This is a genomic window from Leucobacter alluvii (assembly GCF_039530485.1).
GTDB classification, from domain to species: domain Bacteria; phylum Actinomycetota; class Actinomycetes; order Actinomycetales; family Microbacteriaceae; genus Leucobacter; species Leucobacter alluvii.
In genome coordinates, this window is the sequence record NZ_BAAAOP010000005.1 from 346,573 (window position 1) to 365,546 (window position 18,974).

Below are 18,974 nucleotides of genomic sequence, written 5' to 3' on the forward strand. Positions count from 1 at the left end.
TGGTCCTTTCTTAAGATGGAAGTTCGGATGAACTCTGGGCCGTGGCTGGTTCGACCGGGCGGCCTGTTTCATGTGCGGCTCGGGCGCGTTCACTCCTCGACAACGCAGTGGCTCCTTGGGTGTTGCGCAGCAGGCGCATCGCGTTGAGGATTACGATGAGCACCGATCCCTCGTGCACGAGCATGCCGATAGCCATCGTGACACCCCCTGCGAAGACCCCGACGAGCAGCACGACAACGGTGATGAGCGCGATCCAGATGTTCTGGTGCATGACGTTCACGGTGCGTTTGGCGAGGCTGATTGCTTCGGGCAGTTTCAAGAGGTTGTCGCCCATCAGGGCAATGTCTGCCGTCTCCACGGCCACCGCTGAGCCCGCTGCACCCATGGCAACACCAATGTCGGCGGTCGCGAGGGCCGGGGCGTCGTTCACGCCGTCGCCCACCATCGCGACCGTGTGCCCCTCGCGCTGCAACCGCGCGACAGCGTCGAGCTTGTCCTCGGGTAGCAACGAAGCATGGATCTCATCGATACCGACCGCCTCACCGATGGCTTCGGCGACAAGGCGCGTATCTCCGGTGAGCATCACCACCTTCTGCACCCCGCTAGCGTGCAAGCGCCTGATCATCTCGGGGGCATCCTCGCGGATCGTATCTGCGACACCGATTACGCCAAGCACGCTCTCATCGACCGCGACAATCATGGGGGTCTTGCCTGCCGCTGCCAGTTTGTTCGCAGCCACAGCCGCCCCCGCGTCGTTCACGATCCCGTACTGTTCGAGCAGCGGCACGTTACCGATGAGTACCCGCTTGCCGTGAGCGTCGGCCACGATCCCCTTGCCCACGACCGGTGTGACCGATCCCGGAAGGCCCTCGGGGGCCACTCCTTCTTCTCGTGCGGTGTCGAGGATCGGGCGGGCAAGTGGGTGCTCGGACCCTGCTTCTGCGGCGGCTGCCCAGCGAAGCACCTCGCGCCGATCCGCTTCAGAATTGAGCACAACGATGTCGGTGAGTACCGGGCGGCCCTCGGTGAGAGTCCCCGTCTTATCGACTGCGACGGCCGAGATCTTGGCCGAGGTTTCGAGGTACTCGCCGCCCTTGATGAGAATCCCGTTGCGGGCCGAGCGGCCGATTCCCGCTACGATCGCCACGGGAATCGAGATGACGAGCGCGCCCGGGCAACCGATCACGAGCAACGTGAGGCCGAGCACTACGTCACCAGAGATGAGGCCCGCCGCAAGCGCGAGTACCATCACCGCGGGCGTGTACCACTTCGAGAATCGGTCGATGAATGCCTGCGTTTTCGCTTTCGCATCCTGCGCTTCTTCGACACGGTGAATGATGCGCGCGAGCGTCGTGTCGGCTCCGATGCCGGTCGCCATGACCTGTAGGAATCCGCCCCGCGAGATCGTGCCCGCAAACACGTGATCTGACTTCGTCTTTTCGACAGGGATCGACTCACCCGTGATCGATGCCTCGTCGATCGCTCCGGTGCCTGACACGACCTGCCCGTCGACGGGAACTTTCGCTCCGTTCTTTACGAGCACGATCTCGCCCATGCGCACCTGATGTGCGGCGATCTCGACCTGCTCACCGTCGCGCATCACGACTGCAACGTCGGGGGCCACCGAGACCAACTCAGCGAGCGCTGCACGGGTCTTGTTCATCGTGCCGGCTTCGAGTGCGTGACCGATCGCGAAGAGGAACGTCACGGCGGCAGCTTCCCAGAAGTTGCCGATGAGTGTCGCGCCGATCGCTGCAATCGATACGAGCAGGTCGATACTGATGAACTTTACGAGCAGTGCCCGGACGGCCTTCACGACGATTCCGTACCCCGCGACAATTGCTGCGGCGAGCATGAACGCGTTCGCAAGGGTAAACACATGACCAGAACCGTGGGCGTGTTCGCCAGCGTCGATCCACCATTGCGGACCGACCGTGACGTTCCAGCTGCCGCCGAAGAGCTTTTCGACGCCGAACGACACGAGAATGAGGAGGCCCGAGACAACGGGAATGAACCAGTTGCCATACCGCCACTTACGGAACGCGTTCACGAATGTGCCGCCTTTCGAATTGGTGAACTTAGTGCGTTAGGAGCCGTTTGGCTAGAACGCGGAGGCCTTCGACTTATAGCCGGCCTTATCGACAGCAGCAATGAGATCGTCGACGGAACTTCTTGTCTCATCGTGGTCGATCTCAACGCGACCCGAGGCGAAGTGCACCGTCACGTTCTCGACGCCATCGAGCTTTCCGACCTGCTTCTCGATCTTGGTCACGCACGACGGGCACGAGAAACCCTCGGCGCGCAGCAGAGTGTGGGTGGTGTCAGTAGCGTTCGCCATGATGAGTCCTTTCGCTTCACCCCGAAACGGGGATCGACCAGGAGGTTCCTGGCCTTCACGACCCAGACTATTGTGTTGACAGAGCCTCAGCCTTGACCTAGATCAAGTCGTGCTCGGAGCTCCTCTCTGTGGCTCACCAGCTACTTGGGCGCTGTGAGTCGCTTCTTGGTTGATCTGCTGGGCGCCATGAAGGTCTACAAGACCGAACTGATCCGTCAGCAAGGCCCTGGCGGACGGTCGAGCAGGTCGAGCTTGCGACCCTCGAATACGTGTGGTGGTGGAACCATGAGCGGCTCCACGGGGAACTCGATATGCGTACTCCGATCGAGGTCGAACAGGCGTACTACGCTGAAACCGAGACGCTTCTGTCACCGACCGGCTGACAGGGAAACCGGTCGGAACAAGAACCAGGCCAATTCAAAATGCTTCTTCCTGCCAAGCGTAGAGACCAAGGCGCCCGTCTTCGAGCGGATGCAAAGGTGCATCGAACTCGCGCGACTTGCAGGATCTCTCGACCTTGATCGGTGAACGCGACGAGTTCACCGATTCTGTCACGCTCGGTGACTACGGTTCACGAAGCAGTCAGCGATCAGTGCGCCGGGTGCCGATTATGCCGCCCGACCGTATCCGCACCATGCCATTCGGCACAGGAGTCCTATCTGCTGCGCTCAGCTCCACCGATCATCGTCGACCTACTGCCCTGGCCGAAGCGCTCTGACGCAGCCTCTCTCAAACGCGAGCGCAGTGAGATCGAAACACTGCTCGAAAACCGACCCATCAGCGAGTGACGAGCTACCGAGCTGGTTGCGCCTACGCACCTTCCTGATACGAGCGGCTGACGTGGCCGCTCCCAACCAGGCAGGAGGACGATCCCATGACCATCCGCACACAGCAGTCCGTCTCAGGTTTCATCGCCAGCGCCCTCAACTCACTCAGACGGACCGCGGCGACGCACGGTTCTACGCCCGCTTCGGCCAAGAGAACTTTCGCCGCGAAGACGATGGCACGTTTACGAAGCTCGAAACAACCTTCCACAACCTAGTGATGTATCGCGCCACCGCAGAGCGCGCGTACGAGCGCTTTTCGAAGGGCTACAGCTTCGTCGCCGAAGGCTACTTGCACGAGTACAGCTACGAGCGCGACGGCCAAGCCACAGACGGCGTGGAGTTTGTCGCCAAAAAGATCGGTCACGACACCGCTCGCACCCAGTACAGCTTGGAACGAAGCCAGCGCGCCACAGATCACGATGCACCGGCACGCGGTCAGAGCCGTGCGTTCGAACCCCCTCAGAAGCGACCGAGCACTGACGCTCCGACACTCGGTCGCTGAAACTGCAGGAGCGCAACAATGACTAACAACAATCGCACTGACGAAGTATTCGACGATTTGCCCGAACCAAGTTTCAGGCCTGAAGACGAGACACCGCCGCCGCGCCCGATCAACTGGAATCTGCTCACCTCCCACGACCTTGAGCAAGAGCTTCTCGCACTCAATCGGTGGGTGAACTGGCTCAGGTTGGAATATGGGCTTCCGGCCTCAGAAGTTCCTCCGCTCTGGCACCGCCACCCAGAGCTTCCCTGGGAGTTGTCGGCGCTGCACCTTCACTGGCTCAGCGCATACGATGCGGAACAGGACGGCTCGGCACCGTTCGGTTGGCATCGAGACTTCGCTGATGCTCGCGGCCGACTCCGTGATTGGGTTGCTGCAAGCGGCACTCGACGAGACCGCGATCGACCTACCAGACAGACACCCTGGCCAGGCGAAGAACACTCCCAGGAGGTCGTAGAACAGGTCATTCACGATCGCGAAGCCGACTTCGTCGAGTTCGTACTCGAACAGGTGCAGGCCCGCGGAGCGGCTGAAGACGCGTTCTACGCGAACATCGACTTCGAAACTGGGGAGGTGCGTGAGTAATGTCTCGACCATATGAGAGGAAGACCGAGCGCCGCAGCCGCGAGGAGCGCAAGTACTCCGTACGAGCCGAGCACCGGGAGCAACCGGATGTCGATCTGCTGGCAGAACTGTTGATTCGCTTTGCGCTGCAGGAGGCCGGAGCAGGCCGTGCCTCTGCCTCAGAGTCGCGGAAGGCAGCCCTGGAGGGCATCAGGGCTCAGACGTAGAATGAAGTTATCCGCCGCGGTGGTGGATGTTGTGGTTCTTAAACCCTCGCGCTTCGGCGCTTGGCAAAATTACGTGGCTTTTCAGCCTAGTCCTACAGCCTTTCGGCTCTTCTCACGATCAACATTCACAGTTGAACAACCGCGGTGGACATTCAGAACCCCGAAATGCGGAGAAGTGTGATGAAGAGCCCAACACCGAACCGCACCGCGGTCGATGACCTGGCGCGACCCTCAGTGCCGTCTGGTGGCGCAATTGCGGTCACCTATCTACGTGTGTCGACGAAAGAGCAGGCAGAGAGGGCGGCACGGACGAGGGGTACTCGATCCCGGCCCAGCGCGAAGCGAACCGTCGCAAAGCTGAACAGATCGGTGCAACGGTCATCGAAGAGTTCGTTGATGCAGGCGAGTCTGCACGCAAGGCAGACCGGCCCGAGCTGATGCGAATGATCAAGTATGTGGCCGAACACCAGGTCAACTACTGCATCGTGCACAAAGTGGATCGGCTTGCACGTAACCGGGCTGACGATGTCGCCATCCATCTCGCACTGCGTGACGCAGGAGTCATGCTCGTCTCCGCCAGCGAGAACATTGACGAGACCCCGTCGGGCATGCTGCTGCACGGCATCATGTCATCGATCGCAGAGTTCTATTCACGGAACCTCGCCACCGAGACTGTGAAGGGACTCACACAAAAGGCAGCGCAAGGTGGCACCATCAATCGTGCGCCGATCGGGTACGTCAACATTGGCGTGCGTGATGAACGCGGCCGCGAGAGCCGCACCGTGAAAGTCGACGAAGAACGAGCCCGCCACATCACCTGGGCGTTCCAGGTGTACGCTTCAGGCCGTTGGACGCTCTCTCAAATCCATCGCGAACTCATCGCCCGCGGCCTCACCACACTGCCAACTCCGAAGCGCCCCTCGAAACCGATCGCGATCTCAACCTTGCACCGGTTGCTGTCGAACCCGTACTACAAGGGCGACGTGACGTTCAAAGGAGCCACCTACAAGGGCAGCCATGAAGCGATTGTGCCCAAAGAAGTCTGGTACCAGGTACAGGCCGTGCTCGGCGCACACAAATCCGCAGCTGATGCCACGCAGGTGCATGACCACTACCTGAAAGGCACCGTCTACTGCGGTCAGTGCGGCGAGCGGCTGATCATCACGAACGCAAAGAACCGGCACGGCAACGTCTACCCGTACTTCGTGTGCTCGGGTAGGCACTCTGGCAAGACCGAGTGCACCAGGCAGGCGATGCTTATCGAAGATGTCGAGCGGCTCATCGAGAAGTACTACGAGATGATCGAAGTGTCACCCGGGATGCGGCAAGGCCTCGCTGGAAAGATCCACGCAGACTTCGACCTGCTCATGGCGAACGAGACAAAAGAACTCTCGCGACTCACAAGCGAACGGGACCGGCTCGATGACGAACGGATGAAGCTCTTGAAGGCCCACTATGCGGGTGCGGTTCCGATAGACCTGTTGAAGCAGGAGCAGGATCGCATCGCGGATCAGATCGGAGACATTCAGCACCGAATCGAAGCGCATCACGATGAATATGCGTCAGCGAGAGCAAACCTCGACGACTCGCTCGGGCTGCTTGCCAACATCGTCAGCGTGTATGAGCGTGCTGATGACGCAAACCGGCGACTGTGCAATCAGGCGTTCTTTCACCGGATCTTCATCGAGGAAGACGGGGATGTCCGTGTCGAATACGAACGCCCCTTCGGTTCACTCTGCGATACCGAGGAGCAGATGAACGCTCTGAACTGGGCCGCTGAAGCGAAGAAGAAGGGAGAGGTTCAGACCGGACAAAGAGTGGTTACTCTTGTCGAGGGTTTGAACCTCTCCCATTTGGGGTGGCTAACGGGACTTGAACCCGCGACCACCGGCACCACAAGCCGGTGCTCTACCGACTGAGCTATAGCCACCATGCTGACCTGACTCGCGCTAGCGCGCCAGGCAACCAGATCATCATAACCCAATGCGAGGCGCCAATGCCAAACCGGGCCCGCTGATGCGCGCGTCGCAGTGAGCACGAGCGATGCGGCGGCGGCTACTCGGCGGAATCGCCGTGCACGAGCGTCGCGAAGCGCTCGGTCGCCCGCTTCGCGTGCGCTGCCGCCGTCGCCTTATCGGGTCCGGGCGCAGCACTCATGACGGCATCGCGGAAGTACGCCAGCTCCTGAATGGACTCCGCGATATCGGCGAGCGCTCGATGCCCTCCGGTCTTCTCGGGCGCTCCCGAGAATGCGGCCGGATACCAGCGGCGGCTGAGCTCTTTGATCGTGGAGACGTCGACGCTGCGGTAGTGCAGTCGTTCTTCGAGCGTCGGCAGGTACTTCGCGATGAAGCGGCGGTCCATTCCGATCGTGTTCCCCGCTACGAGCGGGCGTCGGCCGGCGGTCACGAATCGCTCCAGGTAGGCGAGGACCTGCTGCTCGGCGTCCTCGAGCGACGCCCCTTCGGCGATGCGGGGGAGGAGACCGGACTTCTCATGCATGGAGCGCACGAAGTCGTTCATGTGGGCGAGTGCATCGTCGCCCGGGTTGATCACGATCTCGAAACCGGAATCCAGCGGCGTCAGGTCGAAGTCGGTCACGATCACCGCAATCTCGCAGAGGCCGTCCTGATCGACGTCGAGACCGGTCATTTCGCAGTCGATCCAGACGATCTGGTCAGCTGGCGTATTCGGCACAGTGGCTCCTCAGTGCAGTAGCAGTGCGCGGGCGCGCGCCCGCAATCGGTCCAGTCTACTGTTCCGGCCCGGTTCGGTCGGCGGCGGGGCTGTGGCAGAAGGGCGCGCGTCGCAGGACGTAAACTGGACTCCATGGCTGTTCTTCCCATCGTGATCTCCGGTGAACCCGTTCTGCATCGTCCCGCCGCTCCCGTCACAGACTTCGACGACGAACTGCGCGCACTCGTCGACGACATGTTCGACACCACGGTGGCGGCTCCCGGAGTGGGCCTGGCCGCACCTCAGGTGGGCATCGGCAAGCGGGTCTTCGTGTGGATCTACGAAGACCAGGACGAGGGACCGGAACGCGGGGTCGCGATCAACCCCGAGTTGTGGATCACTCCTCCCGAGCCGGGACTGCCTGGCGAGGACGAGGTCGAGGGGTGCCTCTCGTTCCCCGGAGAGCGCTTCGCCCTGCGACGGGCGCCACGGGCAATGCTGCGTGCGCAGGACGTCGACGGAAAGCCGTTCGAGATCACTTCGAGCGGATGGTTCGCGCGCATCCTGCAGCACGAATTCGACCACCTCAACGGTCTGCTCTACGTCGACCGGCTCGTGCACCCGGAGCACCGCGGAGCGCAGAAGGCTCAGCGGAAGAACGGCTGGGGCACACCGGGCCTGAGCTGGCTCCCGGGTGTCGACGATCTCGAAGGCTGACGCGCCGAGACGAGATGTGATCCGCAGCGCCAGGGACGCTGACGAGCAGTCACGACGGTGACGCCGCCGATGCTGCGGGCGGTCGCGTCGCCGGTGTCAGCGCCCACGCGAGCGCGGCCAGGCCGATGAGCGCCGCTGTCACGCCGAACGCCCAGCCGAATCCGGCGAGGTCGACGATCGCACCGGCGATGAGCGGACCGAGCACGCCGCCGAGATCGCTCGTCATCGAGTACCCGGCGACCACCGATCCGCCTCGGCGTCCGGCGAGAATATCGGCGAGCACGGCCTGCTGGCCCGGATTGACGAGCGCCGACCCTGCTCCCGCGACGAACATCACGGCCAACGCGACCCACAGCTCAGGGGCGAACGGGAAGACCGCATAGCTCGCCGCCAGGATGACCGATCCGGTGATGAGCAGAGGCTTCCGTCCGAGGGTGTCATTCCATCTGCCGGACGGGAAGATGAGTATCGCGTTCCCCGCGGCATAGGCGGCGAGCACCCATGCCGCCATGGTCGCGTCGCCGTGGAACGTCGCCGCGACCAGCAGCGGGATCACCGAGACGCGCACGCCGAACGACGACCATCCGAACGCGAACACGGACAGCAGCAGCGTGCGGTACTGCGGCACGCGCAGTGCCATGCCCAGGCTCATCGTCTCGTCGGCGTCGTTCGAGCCGCGTGGGGCGCGGTCCGCGAGAACGGAGCGTCGGAGCGCGACGGCGACGACGGTGGCGGCGGCGAGGAGCGTGAAGAAGTAGAAGACGAACGGGGCGCGGAGTCCGAAGATCGCGACGGCGCCGCCGAGCACCGGTCCGAGGAGGCCGCCGAGCAGGAATCCGGCGGCGTTCACGCTGGCCACGCGTCCGCGCGCCGAGGGCGGGCTCACCTTGATGAGCAGGGCTGTCGCGGCGACGGTGAACATCGCAGAGCCGATGCCGCCCACCCCCCGCAGCACGACGAACTGGGTGTAGTTGCCCGCGAGTGCCGCAGCGCCCGTCGAGACGGCGACGATGAGGATGCCGATGATGTAGGTGCGTCGCTCGCCGAGGCGGCCGACGACCCAGCCGGCGAGCGGCGCGGACACGAGTCGCATGAGCGCGAACGCGCTGACGATCGCCGAGGCGGCGAAGTTCGAGACGTCGAACTCGAGCGCGAACTGCGGAATGGCCGGTGCGACGACGCCGTACCCGAGGGCGACCGTGAAGCCGCCCGCGACGAGCGCCCAGACTTCGAAGGGAAGCCTGGCCTGCTTCGGGGTGCGCACGCGTTGAGGTCCTTTCGGTGTCGCCGCAGCGAACGCGGAATTCCCAGTGCCTCCGGCAGGATTCGAACCTGCGACCAACGGATTAGAAGGCCGTTGCTCTATCCACTGAGCTACGGAGGCAGCTCTACGAGCGTACACCGAGTTCGATGGGCTCGCAGTCGGCTCAGGAGTGCGCGCCGACTTTGCGGGCGTACATCGCACGGTCCGCCTGCGCGATCGCATCGGCGAGCGTCGCGAGACCCGGGGCTGCGGCTGCCACGCCCATCGCGGCCGACACGCCGGCGCCTTCGAGCGCCGCGTCGAAACGAGAGAAATGGTCGGCTGCCTCGCGAGCGGTGACGCCGTTCGCGAGGATCGCGAATTCGTCGCCACCGATCCGCGCGACCCGGTGCGCCTCGGCCGACGCCGATGCGAGCGCTTCAGCGGCCCGCGTGAGCAGACGGTCACCGGCGAGGTGGCCCAGCGTGTCGTTGACGCCTTTGAGACCGTTCAGATCGATGATGGCCACCGACACCGGGTCGCCGAACGCGTCGACCCGCTCTTGCGCGTCGACGAGCACGCGGTCCCAGCCTCGTCGGTTGAGAAGCCCGGTGAGGGCGTCGGTGTGCGCGAGTGCGTCGGCGATCGCGACGCTGCGCCGCCCCCGGTCGATGCCTCGCGAGAGTTCGAGCTGGGACGAGAGGAGTTCGCTCAGCAGGCGGATGAGCTCTTCGTCGACGGACTCGCCCTCCGCGAGCGGGGTCTCGCGCACCCCGCAGAGCACTCCGAATAGGGCTCCCGTGTCGTCCCGAATCGTGTACCCGGCATACGAACCGATCCGTTCGGCGGCCCCGAGGTCGGCGTAGTGCGGATCGGAACGCGAATCGGGGACGACGTGAGCGGCGCCAGCGGACATTCGGCTGCAGAACGACTCACCCCAGTCGATGCGGTCGCCGACCGAGAGCACCTGATCGTGGTGCACGTGCACGTGGATCTGCTCGCCGTTCGTGACGCGGGAGACGGACCAGTCGGTGAGTGGTGTGTGCTCATTCAAGTAGGCCACGACGCGTTCTGCCGACTGCGTGAAGGTGACGGCTCCATTGAGCAGATCCGTCATCAGGGCAGCGTCTCGTCGAGCGTGGCGCGGGTGAACTCTTCGGCGTTCCGGTTCATGAGGACCGCTCCGCCTTCGCGGCGGCCTTGGCCGCGCGCTTCGTCTCGCGCACTCGCTGCAGCGATTCCGGTGAGGTGATGTCTGCGACGCTGCGGTATGAGTCGGGCTCGCCGTACGCTCCGGCAGCCTGCTCCCAGCCGTCACCGTCGAAGCCGAGCTGTTTGCCGAGCAGCGCCAGGAAGATCTTCGCCTTCTGCTCGCCGAAGCCGGGTAGCGCCCGCAGCCGTGTGAGCACGGTCTTTCCGTCGGGATCGCCCGAAGTCCAGATGGCGGAGGCGTCGCCGCCCCACTCGTCGACGAGGGTCTGGCACAGCGTTTGCACGCGCGCCGCCATCGAGCCGGGGAAGCGGTGAATGGCGGGCGACTCCTTGAACACCGCGAGGAGATCCTCGGGGTCGGCGCTTGCGATCGCCCGCGCGTCGACGCTGCCGAAGCGCTCCTGGATCTTGAGCGGGCCCGCGAACGCGACCTCCATCGCGATCTGCTGATCGAGCAGCATGCCGATGAGCAATGCGAGCGGATTCTCGGTCAGCAGCTCATCGGCGGCTGAATCGTCAGTGAGGTGCAGGCTCATGGAGTCAGTGTACTGCGGACGCAGGTCACTCGAAGCGGTTGACCATGGCGAGCGCGGCGCGTTCGACGTAGTCGCGGAATGCCGCGTCGTGCATGGGGGCGAGACCTGCCGCGTCGAGTGCCGCATGCATGTGTCGAAGCCAGCGATCCCTCGCGTCGGGCGTCACCGCGAAGGGGTGGTGACGCATGCGCAACCGCGGGTGGCCGCGCTGCTCCGAGTACGTTGTCGGGCCTCCCCAGTACTGCTCGAGGAAGGCGCGCAGTCGCCAGGTCGCGCCTTCCCAATCATCGTCGGGATACATGGGAGCGAGAACGGGGTCTTCGCGCACGCCGCGGTAGAACTCCGACGCGATGAGCTCGAATGTGGGGGTTCCGCCGACCTGCGACCAGAGCGTCTCGGTGACGGCGTCGCCGCTCGCGCCCGAGCGCAGGGTGAGCCGCGGGCCGGGCTGGGTGCTGTCGTTCATACTGCTCCTCCCGGCTGCCTCGGCAGCTCATCGGCGAGCTTGATGTCGTGCTCGCCGAACTTGCGGCGCAGCTCGGCGCGCACGCCGCGCTGCACCTCCCATTGTGCCTCCGGGCGGGTCTTCACGAGCAGCCGGAGCGTCGCCCGATCGCCGAAGATGCTCTCGAGACCGAGCAGCTCGGGTGACCCGGTGACCTTGCGCGCGTACTTCTCGGAGCGGAGCAATTCGCGCGCGGCATCGAGTGCGACATCGGAGACCCGCGTCATGTCTTGCCGCGCATCGACGGTGATGTCGATGATCGCCTGGCCCCAGCCCTGCGAAGCGTTGCCCAGGGTCAGGATCTCTCCGTTGCGGATGAACCACAGAGTGCCGTCCATCGCGCGCACCTGCGTCACGCGGATCCCCACGTCTTCGACGGTGCCGCTGATCGTGCCGATGGTCACGATGTCGCCGACCCCGAGCTGGTCTTCGAACACCATGAAGATGCCGTTGAGCAGATCTTTCACGATGTTCTGGGCGCCGAAGGCGAGGCCGGCGGCGACGATGCCGGCAGAGGTGAGCAGTGCTGCGAGATTCACGCCCAGCTGTCCCAGGATGAGGATCATCGCGATGACGACGATCACCCAGGTGATCACGGCACGTCCAACAGTGCCTAGTGTGCGCGTGCGCTGCACCGCCCGCGCGCTGACGTACGGCGCGGCGCGCATCTCAGAGGTCGTATCGACGTCCTGCGCCTTCTTCACGCCGCGCACCACATGCGTGACGGTGCGCATGAGGAGCTTGCGCAGCAGCCAATTCGCGAGGAGCGCCGCGATCACGATCACCGCGATGGCCAACGGCACCTGATACGCCGTCAGAAAGCCCTGGAAGGCATTCCCGACCGCCTGCTCCACCTCGTCAACGCCTTCCATTCACACCTCCCGGTCTGCGGCCTGCACGCGCAGAGCCCGCTCGACGCCCGACAGGTGCTCCGAGACCATCCGTCGCAGGGCTGCAGGCGCGTCCGCGTTCGCTTCGAGCCAGTCGCGGGTCGCGCTCGCCAGCTCCGTGTTCGCGAGTTCGGCGGGGTAGAACCCCTCGACCAGCTCCTCGGCGATCGCGTAGCTGCGGGATTCCCATACGGGCAGCAGCGCGTCGAAGAAGCGTGCGACGTACGGTTCGAGCAGCGTCAGATCGCGTGCGCGCGTGAATCCTGAGGCGGTCGCGCGAACGATGGCGTTCGGCTGATCGGCCTCGTCGAACACTGACGCCCATGCGCGTGCTTTGTCGTCGGCGCTGGGAAGCGCCGCCCGAGCGTGAGCAGCAGACTGGTTGCCGTTGGCGGTGCGGTCCTCTGCGAGACGCGCGTCGATCTGCTCGGAAGTTACTCGGCCGCCCGCCGAGAGTGAGACGAGCAGTTCCCAGCCGAGATCGGTATCGATGGCCAGGCCATCGAGCTCACGCGTTCCCTCGAATAGCGCGTGCACGGTGTCGAGCTGTGCATCGCTTCCGGCGAGCTGGGCGAACGACTTCACGAACTGGAACTGTCGATCGGAACCTGGGTCGGCGCTCTCCGCGAGGTTCCAGAGGGCGTCGGCGACCTTCTCGAGCGTCGCGGCACGTCGATCGCGCGCGACGTAGCTCGCCGCAGCGAGCGACAGCTGCCCGAGGAGGGTGCGCAGCGTGGTCGAACCCGTTTCGCTGCCGACGTGGGCGAGAACGATGTCGATGAAGCGGCTGGCCGGGAATTCGCCGTCCCGGGTCGCGTCCCAGAGCGTGCCCCAGAGCAGTGCCCGGGTGAGCGAGTCCTCCGCGTCGCCGAGATGCTGCGCCGCGGTCTCGAGCGATCGGTCGTCCAGTCGAATCTTCGCGTACGTCAGGTCGTCGTCGTTGAGCAGCAGCAACGCGGGCTGCTCGACCCCGACGAGCTCGGGAACCGCAGTGCCCGCACCGTCGACATCGAGCTCGATGCGCTGCGTGCGGCGCAGCACTCCGCCGTCGAGCGCGTAGAGCCCCACGGCGATGCGGTGCGGTCGGATCGTCGGGTACTCGGCTTCTGCCGACTGCTCGATGGTGAAGCTGCTGTATCTGCCGGCGTCGTCGAGCTCGAAGACGGGACGGAGCGTGTTGACGCCGGCGGTCTCCAACCAGAGCTTCGACCAATCGGCGAGGTCGCGGCCGCTGCGGGCTTCGAGTTCGGTGAGGAGGTCGGGCAACTCGGTGTTCGAGTGATGGTGCTTGACGAAGTAGTCGTGCACGCCCTGCATGAACGGTTCCCGGCCCACCCATGCGACGAGCTGCTTGAGCACCGAGGCGCCCTTCGCGTAGGTGATGCCGTCGAAGTTCACGAGCACGTCTTCGAGGTCGCGGATCGGTGCGACGATCGGATGGGTCGACGGCAGCTGATCCTGCCGGTACGCCCACGACTTCTCCGAGGCGGCGAACGTCGTCCAGCAATCCGTCCATTCAGTGGCCTCTGCCACGCCGAGCGTCGACATGTACTCGGCGAACGATTCATTGAGCCATAGGTCGTTCCACCATCGCATCGTGACGAGATCGCCGAACCACATGTGCGCGAGTTCGTGCAGGATCGTGACGACGCGGCGCTCGCGCATCGCGTCGGTCACCTGGCTGCGGAAGACGTAGGCCTCCGTGAAGGTCACGGCGCCCACGTTCTCCATCGCCCCCATGTTGTACTCGGGGACGAAGAGCTGGTCGTACTTGTCGAAGGGGTACGCGTAATCGAACTGCTCTTCGAAGAATGCGAACCCTTCTCGCGTCTTCTCGAAGATGTAGTCGGCGTCCAGGTGCGGCGCCAACGACTCTCGGCAGAATACGCCGAGCGGAATCGTGCGGCCGTCGCGGCTCGTGAGCTCCGAGCGCACGACGTGGTACGGGCCGGCGATGAGCGCGGTGATGTAGCTCGAAATCACCGGGGTGGGATCGAACGACCAGGTCGCGATCTCCTGCTCCGGCCAGTCCTCGCCCTGGGCAGCGGCCTTCGTGCCGGTGCCGACGGGTTCGGGGGTCGGCTGGTTGCTCACGATCTGCCACCGCGCGGGAGCTGTGATCGTGAACGAGAACGTCGCCTTCAGGTCCGGCTGCTCGAAGACCGGGAACATCCGGCGGGAGTCGGGCACCTCGAACTGGGAGTAGAGGTAGACCTCTCCGTCAGCAGGATCGACGAAGCGGTGCAGGCCCTCGCCCGTATTCGTGTAGCGCTGCGTCGAAGCGATGCGCAGGACGTTCCGCTCCGCGAGTCGGGGCAACTGGATGCGCGAGTCCGCGAACACCGCAGCTGGGTCGAGGGCCTCGCCGTTCAAATCGATGCTCTCGACGGAGTCGGCGATCAGATCGATGAAGGTGGCCGCTCCGCGCGTACCGCCGAAGTGGACGGTCGTAACCGCTGCGAACTGCTCGGCACCGGTCGTGAGGTCGAGCGCGACCTCGTAACGTTCCGTCGAGACGGCGGCAGCGCGCTCCTGGGCTTCTGCACGGGTGAGATTCGTTCCTGGCACTGATGCTCCTGACGATGGGGAATACGTATGGCTCCAGCCTAGGCCCGACCCTCGACATCAGTGATGAAACCCCTGTACGCCGCATGTGAGGCGCTGCGCTGGGGCTGCTGCCAGCCCCCGTCGTCGCCGTACAGTGGAATGCATGGAACGCGCACTCGGCACCTCAGATCTCCTCCTCTCGTCCGTCGGGCTCGGCTGCAACAATTTCGGCCGGCCGGGAGCCTTCACCGAGGACCAGCACGGGACCGACGCCGTCATCGGAGCGGCGATCGACGCTGGCATCACATTCTTCGACACCGCCGACCTCTACGGGTACGCCTTCGGCCGCAGCGAAGAGATGATGGGACGCGCACTCGGGACGCGGCGCGACGAGATCGTGCTCGCCACCAAGTTCGGGCATCCGGACGCGCAGGCCCCGTACCTCGGACGCCGAGGTTCACGAGAATTCATCAGAGCCTCGGTCGAGGGGTCGCTCACGCGGTTGCAGACGGACCGCATCGATCTCTACCAGATGCATGTTCCGGATCCGGAGACCCCGATCAGCGAGACCCTCGACGCGCTCGACGAACTGGTGCGCGAGGGGAAGGTGCGCAGCATCGGCCACTCGAACTTCTCCGCAGAGCAGATGCATGAGGCCGCGGGCGCAGCGGCAGCAGGGGGAGTTACGGCCTTCGTGTCGGCGCAGAACGAGCTCAGCCTGGTGCAGCGAGAGGCGGACCGAGAGGTCGTTCCAGCTGCCCGGGAGCTCGGACTCGGGTTCCTCCCGTACTTCCCGCTGGCCAACGGGCTGCTCACGGGCAAGTTCGCCCGAGATCGCTTCCCCGAGGACTCGCGCATCATGCGGCAGCGCCCCCACGTCGCGGAGCAGGCCGACTGGGATGCCCTCGACGCGTACCGGGCGCACTGCGCCGACTGGGGAGTCACGATGCTCGAAGCGACGTTCGGCTGGTTGCTCGATCATGCGCCGGTCGCGAGCGTCATCGCGGGAGCATCGACCCCGGACCAGGTCCGTCAGAATGCGCTCGCCGGTGAGCGCTGGCGCCCGGATGACGCCCAGCGCGAACGCATCGAAGCCCTCTTCCCGGTGCCGACGTCCTGAAGAGTAGGCTGACCCGCATGAGCATCGAACGCCCCGAATCCGCACAGCCCGTCGTCGAGTTCTGGTTCGATCCGATCTGCCCGTGGTGCTGGATGACCAGCCGCTGGGTCTCCGACGTCGCGGCAGCGCGAGGGTTCGACATCGCGTGGCACCCCGTCAGCCTCAAGATCATCAACGAGGGCAACGACGTCGGCGACCATGAGGAGGGCATGCGCCAGGGCCATCGCCTCGGCCGCGTAGCCGCGGCCGTCGCCCGTGCGCAGGATCCGAGCGCGGTCGGGCGTCTCTACACCGAATTCGGAACGGCGATCCACCCCGGCGGCCGCGACGACTTCGACGGCATTCTCGCCGAGGCGCTCGCCGCAGTCGGGCTCGACGCCGAGCTCGCAGCAGCCGCAGACGACGAGCAGTACGACACCGACCTTCGCGAGAACACCGCGCACGCGCTCGAGATCGCCGGGCCAGACGTCGGGGTGCCCGTGATCTCGGTCGACGGAGTCGCGTTCTTCGGGCCCGTGGTGACGCCGGCGCCTCAGGGGGAGCAGGCGCTCCGCCTCTGGGACGGCATCGTCGCGGCCGCGAGCGTGCCGGGATTCTACGAGCTGAAGCGGGGCCGCACCTCCGGCCCCCAGTTCTGAGTCCTCGCTCCGATAGGATCTGATCCATGCGCATTCACGTCGCCACGGACCACGCCGGGCTCGAATTCAGCCAGCAGTTGCAGGATCATCTTCGCGCGCAGGGCCACCAGGTCATCGACCACGGTCCAGCCGAATACGATGCACTCGACGATTACCCGTCGTTCTGCATCAACGCCGCGCTCGGCGTCGCACGTGACGAGCGCGACGGAGTGGAAGCGCTCGGCGTCGTCTTCGGCGGCTCCGGCAATGGTGAGCAGATGGCGGCGAACAAGGTCGCAGGCATTCGAGCCGCACTGGTGTGGAACGACTCCACGGCGACGCTCGCGCGCGAGCACAACAACGCGAACGTGATCTCCATCGGAGCCCGCCAGCACGATGTGGCCGACGCGATCCGCTTCATCGATCTCTTCATCGACACGCCGTTCACCGGCGAGGAGCGCCATGTGCGTCGCATCGCGCAGCTCGGCGAGTACGAGCGCACCGGCGCCATCAGCGGCAAGCACGTCGACAGCCTCTAATGCCTGAGGGGCACAGCGTTCATCGCATTGCTCGTCAGTTCGCGGTGAACTTCGTCGGCACGGCTCCCGAGGTGACGAGCCCGCAGGGACGCTTCGCCCAGGGCGCAGCGCTGCTGAGCGGACGAGAGATGATCGATGCTCGGGCCGTCGGCAAGCAGATGTTCCTGGAATTCTCGGATGACCGTTGGCTGCGCGTGCATCTCGGCATCTACGGCGCTTGGGATTTCGCGGGAGACGTGCGCGTCGACCCATCCATTCAGATCCACGGCCAGGCGCCGGGACGCACGAAGCTGGGCCAGACGGGCGAGTACTCGCGGCCGGATCCCGCCCGCCCGCTCGATCGTGATGGCGAAGACTCCGTGACGTCGATCGGGGCGCCCCGTCGTACCCGCGTGCGCATGGCCGAAACCGATCGTGAGACGGCTGCACCCGCAGCGTTTCCTCCTGAGCCCGTCGGGCAGGTGCGAGTGCGGCTGCTCAATGATCTCGTCTGCGCCGACCTGCGCGGTCCGACCGCGTGCGAAGTGCTCACCCCGGCCGAGGTGGATGCCGTGATCCAGAAGCTCGGGCCCGATCCTGCGAACGCGAACACTCCGGCGGAGCGCGAGCGCTTCGTGGAGCGTGCACTGCGCAAGAAGACGCCGATCGGCCTCGTGCTCATGGATCAGTCGGTCATCGCGGGGATCGGCAATGTGTACCGGGCCGAGATGCTCTTCCGGGCGGAGCTGAACCCTCATACTCCCGCGAACACGATCGACCGCACCGTGCTCGAGGCGCTCTGGGACGATTGGGCGCATCTGCTCGAGATCGGCATCACGGTCGGGCAGATGATGACGATCGACGGTCTCGCCGGCGAGGAGTACGAGCGAGCGCTGGTCGATCGCGACGAGCGGCACTCCGTGTACAAGCTCGAGGGCACACCGTGCAAGCGGTGCGGCACGAACATCGCGCTGGAGGAGTTCGGCGCCCGCAAGCTCTACTGGTGCCCGGGCTGTCAGACCTGACGCAGTCAGGTGAACGGCCATTTCTGGCCGTTCATGCAGCCCCCGGCGCCGTCTCGGTGCCGGTGCAGCGCGGTGCGCGGTGCGCGCGCGTGGCTGTCAGACCTGACGCAGTCAGGTGAACGGCCATTTCTGGCCGTTCATGCAACCCCCGGCGCCGTCTCGGTGCCGGTGCAGCGCGCTGCGCGCGCGTGCGTGAATGTCGGCGGTGCCCGTCAGACTGATGACGGCGACCGCATCGATTGAAGGAGCTCAGCATGACCCGCACCATCTACTACACGGCCACCACCCTCGACGGGTATCTCGCAGATCCCGACGATTCCCTCGACTGGCTGCTGCGCCAGCCGCAGGAGGCCGGCGGTGCCGGTGATTACGATTCGTTCATCAGGGGGATCGGCGCACTCGTCATGGGAGCGACCACCTACGAATGGTTGCTCGAACACGAGCAGGGGGTCTGGAGCTACGAGCTGCCGGCGTTCGTACTCACGCATCGCGATCTGCCGTCCCCCCGGAGTACGACGAATGGAGGGCCAGCCGACGTCCGCTTCAGACAGGGAGGCATCGCCGAGCTCGGACAGGAGATGCGCGATGCCGCCGGCGCGAACGATCTGTGGGTGGTCGGCGGCGGTGATCTGGCGGGTCAGTTCGCCGATCTCGGGCAGCTCGATGAGATTGTGACGTCGATTGCGCCAGTGGTGCTCGGTGCGGGTCGGCCGCTGCTGCCGCGTCGTCTCGATCTCGAGCTGATGCAGGTCGAGCGCAACGGAGCCTTCATCGTCGCGCGGCATCGTGTGCTCGGGTCCCTCGCGGAGGATCAGGAGCGCTCGTCGTCGTCGAGCGCCCAGCGTGCGGCAGAAGTGTGACATAATTGATCCTTGTGCCACGGTGCGGTACTGCCGCGAGGGTCCGCACG

18 protein-coding genes, 2 tRNA genes and 4 pseudogenes are annotated in these 18,974 nt (G+C 65.0%); 12 read left to right on the forward strand and 12 right to left on the reverse strand.

The genetic code is table 11. The annotated features are described in order from the left end of the window. Positions 1–10: 10 nt before the first annotated feature. The gene (locus ABFX18_RS06110; protein ID WP_346057748.1) at positions 11–2,050 is read right to left on the reverse strand and encodes a heavy metal translocating P-type ATPase; all 2,040 of its coding nucleotides are present in this window, start codon (positions 2,048–2,050) and stop codon (positions 11–13) included. 51 nt (positions 2,051–2,101) lie between these two features. Next, positions 2,102–2,338 (reverse strand): heavy-metal-associated domain-containing protein, encoded by a 237-nt coding sequence (locus tag ABFX18_RS06115; protein WP_017791819.1) that lies wholly within the window; start codon positions 2,336–2,338, stop codon positions 2,102–2,104. Positions 2,339–2,577: 239 nt separating this feature from the next. Here ABFX18_RS06115 and ABFX18_RS06120 point away from each other — a divergent pair. The 6 genes and pseudogenes from ABFX18_RS06120 to ABFX18_RS06145 form a co-directional block, all read left to right on the forward strand. Beyond that, positions 2,578–2,721 (forward strand): annotated as a pseudogene (locus tag ABFX18_RS06120) (IS3 family transposase); the annotation flags it as partial. A gap of 95 nt (positions 2,722–2,816) precedes the next feature. Beyond that, positions 2,817–3,126, forward strand: a pseudogene (locus ABFX18_RS06125) (type VI secretion protein); the annotation flags it as partial. Positions 3,127–3,212: 86 nt separating this feature from the next. Further along, a pseudogene (locus tag ABFX18_RS06130) lies at positions 3,213–3,667 on the forward strand (single-stranded DNA-binding protein). An 18-nt stretch (positions 3,668–3,685) separates the two neighbouring features. Then, positions 3,686–4,252, forward strand: coding sequence for a hypothetical protein (locus ABFX18_RS06135; protein ID WP_346057749.1), 567 nt, complete (start codon positions 3,686–3,688; stop codon positions 4,250–4,252). Continuing rightward, positions 4,252–4,458, forward strand: coding sequence for a hypothetical protein (locus tag ABFX18_RS06140; RefSeq protein ID WP_346057750.1), 207 nt, complete (start codon positions 4,252–4,254; stop codon positions 4,456–4,458). The genes ABFX18_RS06135 and ABFX18_RS06140 overlap by 1 nt, the downstream gene beginning before the upstream one ends. A 365-nt stretch (positions 4,459–4,823) precedes the next feature. Beyond that, a pseudogene (locus ABFX18_RS06145) lies at positions 4,824–5,690 on the forward strand (recombinase family protein); the annotation flags it as partial. A gap of 78 nt (positions 5,691–5,768) precedes the next feature. Here ABFX18_RS06145 and ABFX18_RS06150 read toward each other — a convergent pair. From ABFX18_RS06150 to orn, 3 genes are all read right to left on the reverse strand, one after another. Next, on the reverse strand, positions 5,769–6,008 hold the full coding sequence (locus ABFX18_RS06150; protein ID WP_346057751.1) for a hypothetical protein: 240 nt from the start codon (positions 6,006–6,008) through the stop codon (positions 5,769–5,771). Between the two features lie 304 nt (positions 6,009–6,312). Continuing rightward, positions 6,313–6,388 (reverse strand) — tRNA-His (locus tag ABFX18_RS06155). A 125-nt stretch (positions 6,389–6,513) separates the two neighbouring features. After that, the gene (gene orn, locus ABFX18_RS06160; RefSeq protein ID WP_346057752.1) at positions 6,514–7,155 is read right to left on the reverse strand and encodes an oligoribonuclease; all 642 of its coding nucleotides are present in this window, start codon (positions 7,153–7,155) and stop codon (positions 6,514–6,516) included. Between the two features lie 132 nt (positions 7,156–7,287). Between orn and def the strand changes: the two genes are divergently transcribed. Then, entirely contained in the window at positions 7,288–7,851 is a 564-nt protein-coding gene (gene def / locus ABFX18_RS06165; RefSeq protein WP_346057753.1) for a peptide deformylase, read from the forward strand. A gap of 49 nt (positions 7,852–7,900) precedes the next feature. Here the strand turns inward: def and ABFX18_RS06170 are convergent, their stop codons facing one another. The 7 genes from ABFX18_RS06170 to pepN all read right to left on the reverse strand — a co-directional run bounded on the left by ABFX18_RS06170 (position 7,901) and on the right by pepN (position 14,805). Continuing rightward, the gene (locus ABFX18_RS06170) at positions 7,901–9,115 is read right to left on the reverse strand and encodes an MFS transporter (protein WP_176698315.1); all 1,215 of its coding nucleotides are present in this window, start codon (positions 9,113–9,115) and stop codon (positions 7,901–7,903) included. Between the two features lie 47 nt (positions 9,116–9,162). Next, positions 9,163–9,235, reverse strand: a tRNA-Arg gene (locus ABFX18_RS06175). Positions 9,236–9,278: 43 nt separating this feature from the next. Next, complete coding sequence (locus tag ABFX18_RS06180) at positions 9,279–10,211, reverse strand: GGDEF domain-containing protein (RefSeq protein ID WP_346057754.1); 933 nt, start codon at positions 10,209–10,211, stop codon at positions 9,279–9,281. Positions 10,212–10,263: 52 nt separating this feature from the next. Next, positions 10,264–10,842 (reverse strand): HhH-GPD-type base excision DNA repair protein, encoded by a 579-nt coding sequence (locus ABFX18_RS06185; RefSeq protein WP_200329244.1) that lies wholly within the window; start codon positions 10,840–10,842, stop codon positions 10,264–10,266. A 25-nt stretch (positions 10,843–10,867) separates the two neighbouring features. Then, positions 10,868–11,308: a globin gene (locus ABFX18_RS06190; protein WP_249290693.1), complete on the reverse strand. Its 441-nt coding sequence runs from the start codon at positions 11,306–11,308 to the stop codon at positions 10,868–10,870. Then, the gene (locus tag ABFX18_RS06195; RefSeq protein WP_200329242.1) at positions 11,305–12,219 is read right to left on the reverse strand and encodes a mechanosensitive ion channel family protein; all 915 of its coding nucleotides are present in this window, start codon (positions 12,217–12,219) and stop codon (positions 11,305–11,307) included. The genes ABFX18_RS06190 and ABFX18_RS06195 overlap by 4 nt, the downstream gene beginning before the upstream one ends. Further along, the gene (pepN, locus tag ABFX18_RS06200; protein WP_346057755.1) at positions 12,220–14,805 is read right to left on the reverse strand and encodes an aminopeptidase N; all 2,586 of its coding nucleotides are present in this window, start codon (positions 14,803–14,805) and stop codon (positions 12,220–12,222) included. A gap of 142 nt (positions 14,806–14,947) precedes the next feature. Between pepN and ABFX18_RS06205 the strand changes: the two genes are divergently transcribed. The 5 genes from ABFX18_RS06205 (at position 14,948) to ABFX18_RS06225 (ending at position 18,924) form a co-directional block, all read left to right on the forward strand. After that, entirely contained in the window at positions 14,948–15,904 is a 957-nt protein-coding gene (locus tag ABFX18_RS06205) for an aldo/keto reductase (RefSeq protein WP_346057756.1), read from the forward strand. A gap of 17 nt (positions 15,905–15,921) precedes the next feature. Beyond that, positions 15,922–16,542 carry a mycothiol-dependent nitroreductase Rv2466c family protein gene (locus tag ABFX18_RS06210; RefSeq protein WP_090148339.1) on the forward strand — a complete coding sequence of 207 codons (621 nt, stop codon included), beginning with the start codon at positions 15,922–15,924 and terminating at the stop codon, positions 16,540–16,542. Positions 16,543–16,568: 26 nt separating this feature from the next. Further along, the gene (locus tag ABFX18_RS06215; RefSeq protein WP_090148341.1) at positions 16,569–17,060 is read left to right on the forward strand and encodes a ribose-5-phosphate isomerase; all 492 of its coding nucleotides are present in this window, start codon (positions 16,569–16,571) and stop codon (positions 17,058–17,060) included. After that, positions 17,060–18,064 carry an Fpg/Nei family DNA glycosylase gene (locus ABFX18_RS06220; protein WP_211648155.1) on the forward strand — a complete coding sequence of 335 codons (1,005 nt, stop codon included), beginning with the start codon at positions 17,060–17,062 and terminating at the stop codon, positions 18,062–18,064. Before ABFX18_RS06215 ends, ABFX18_RS06220 begins: the two co-directional genes overlap by 1 nt. 254 nt (positions 18,065–18,318) lie before the next feature. Further along, positions 18,319–18,924, forward strand: coding sequence for a dihydrofolate reductase family protein (locus ABFX18_RS06225; RefSeq protein ID WP_346057757.1), 606 nt, complete (start codon positions 18,319–18,321; stop codon positions 18,922–18,924). Positions 18,925–18,974 lie beyond the last annotated feature (50 nt).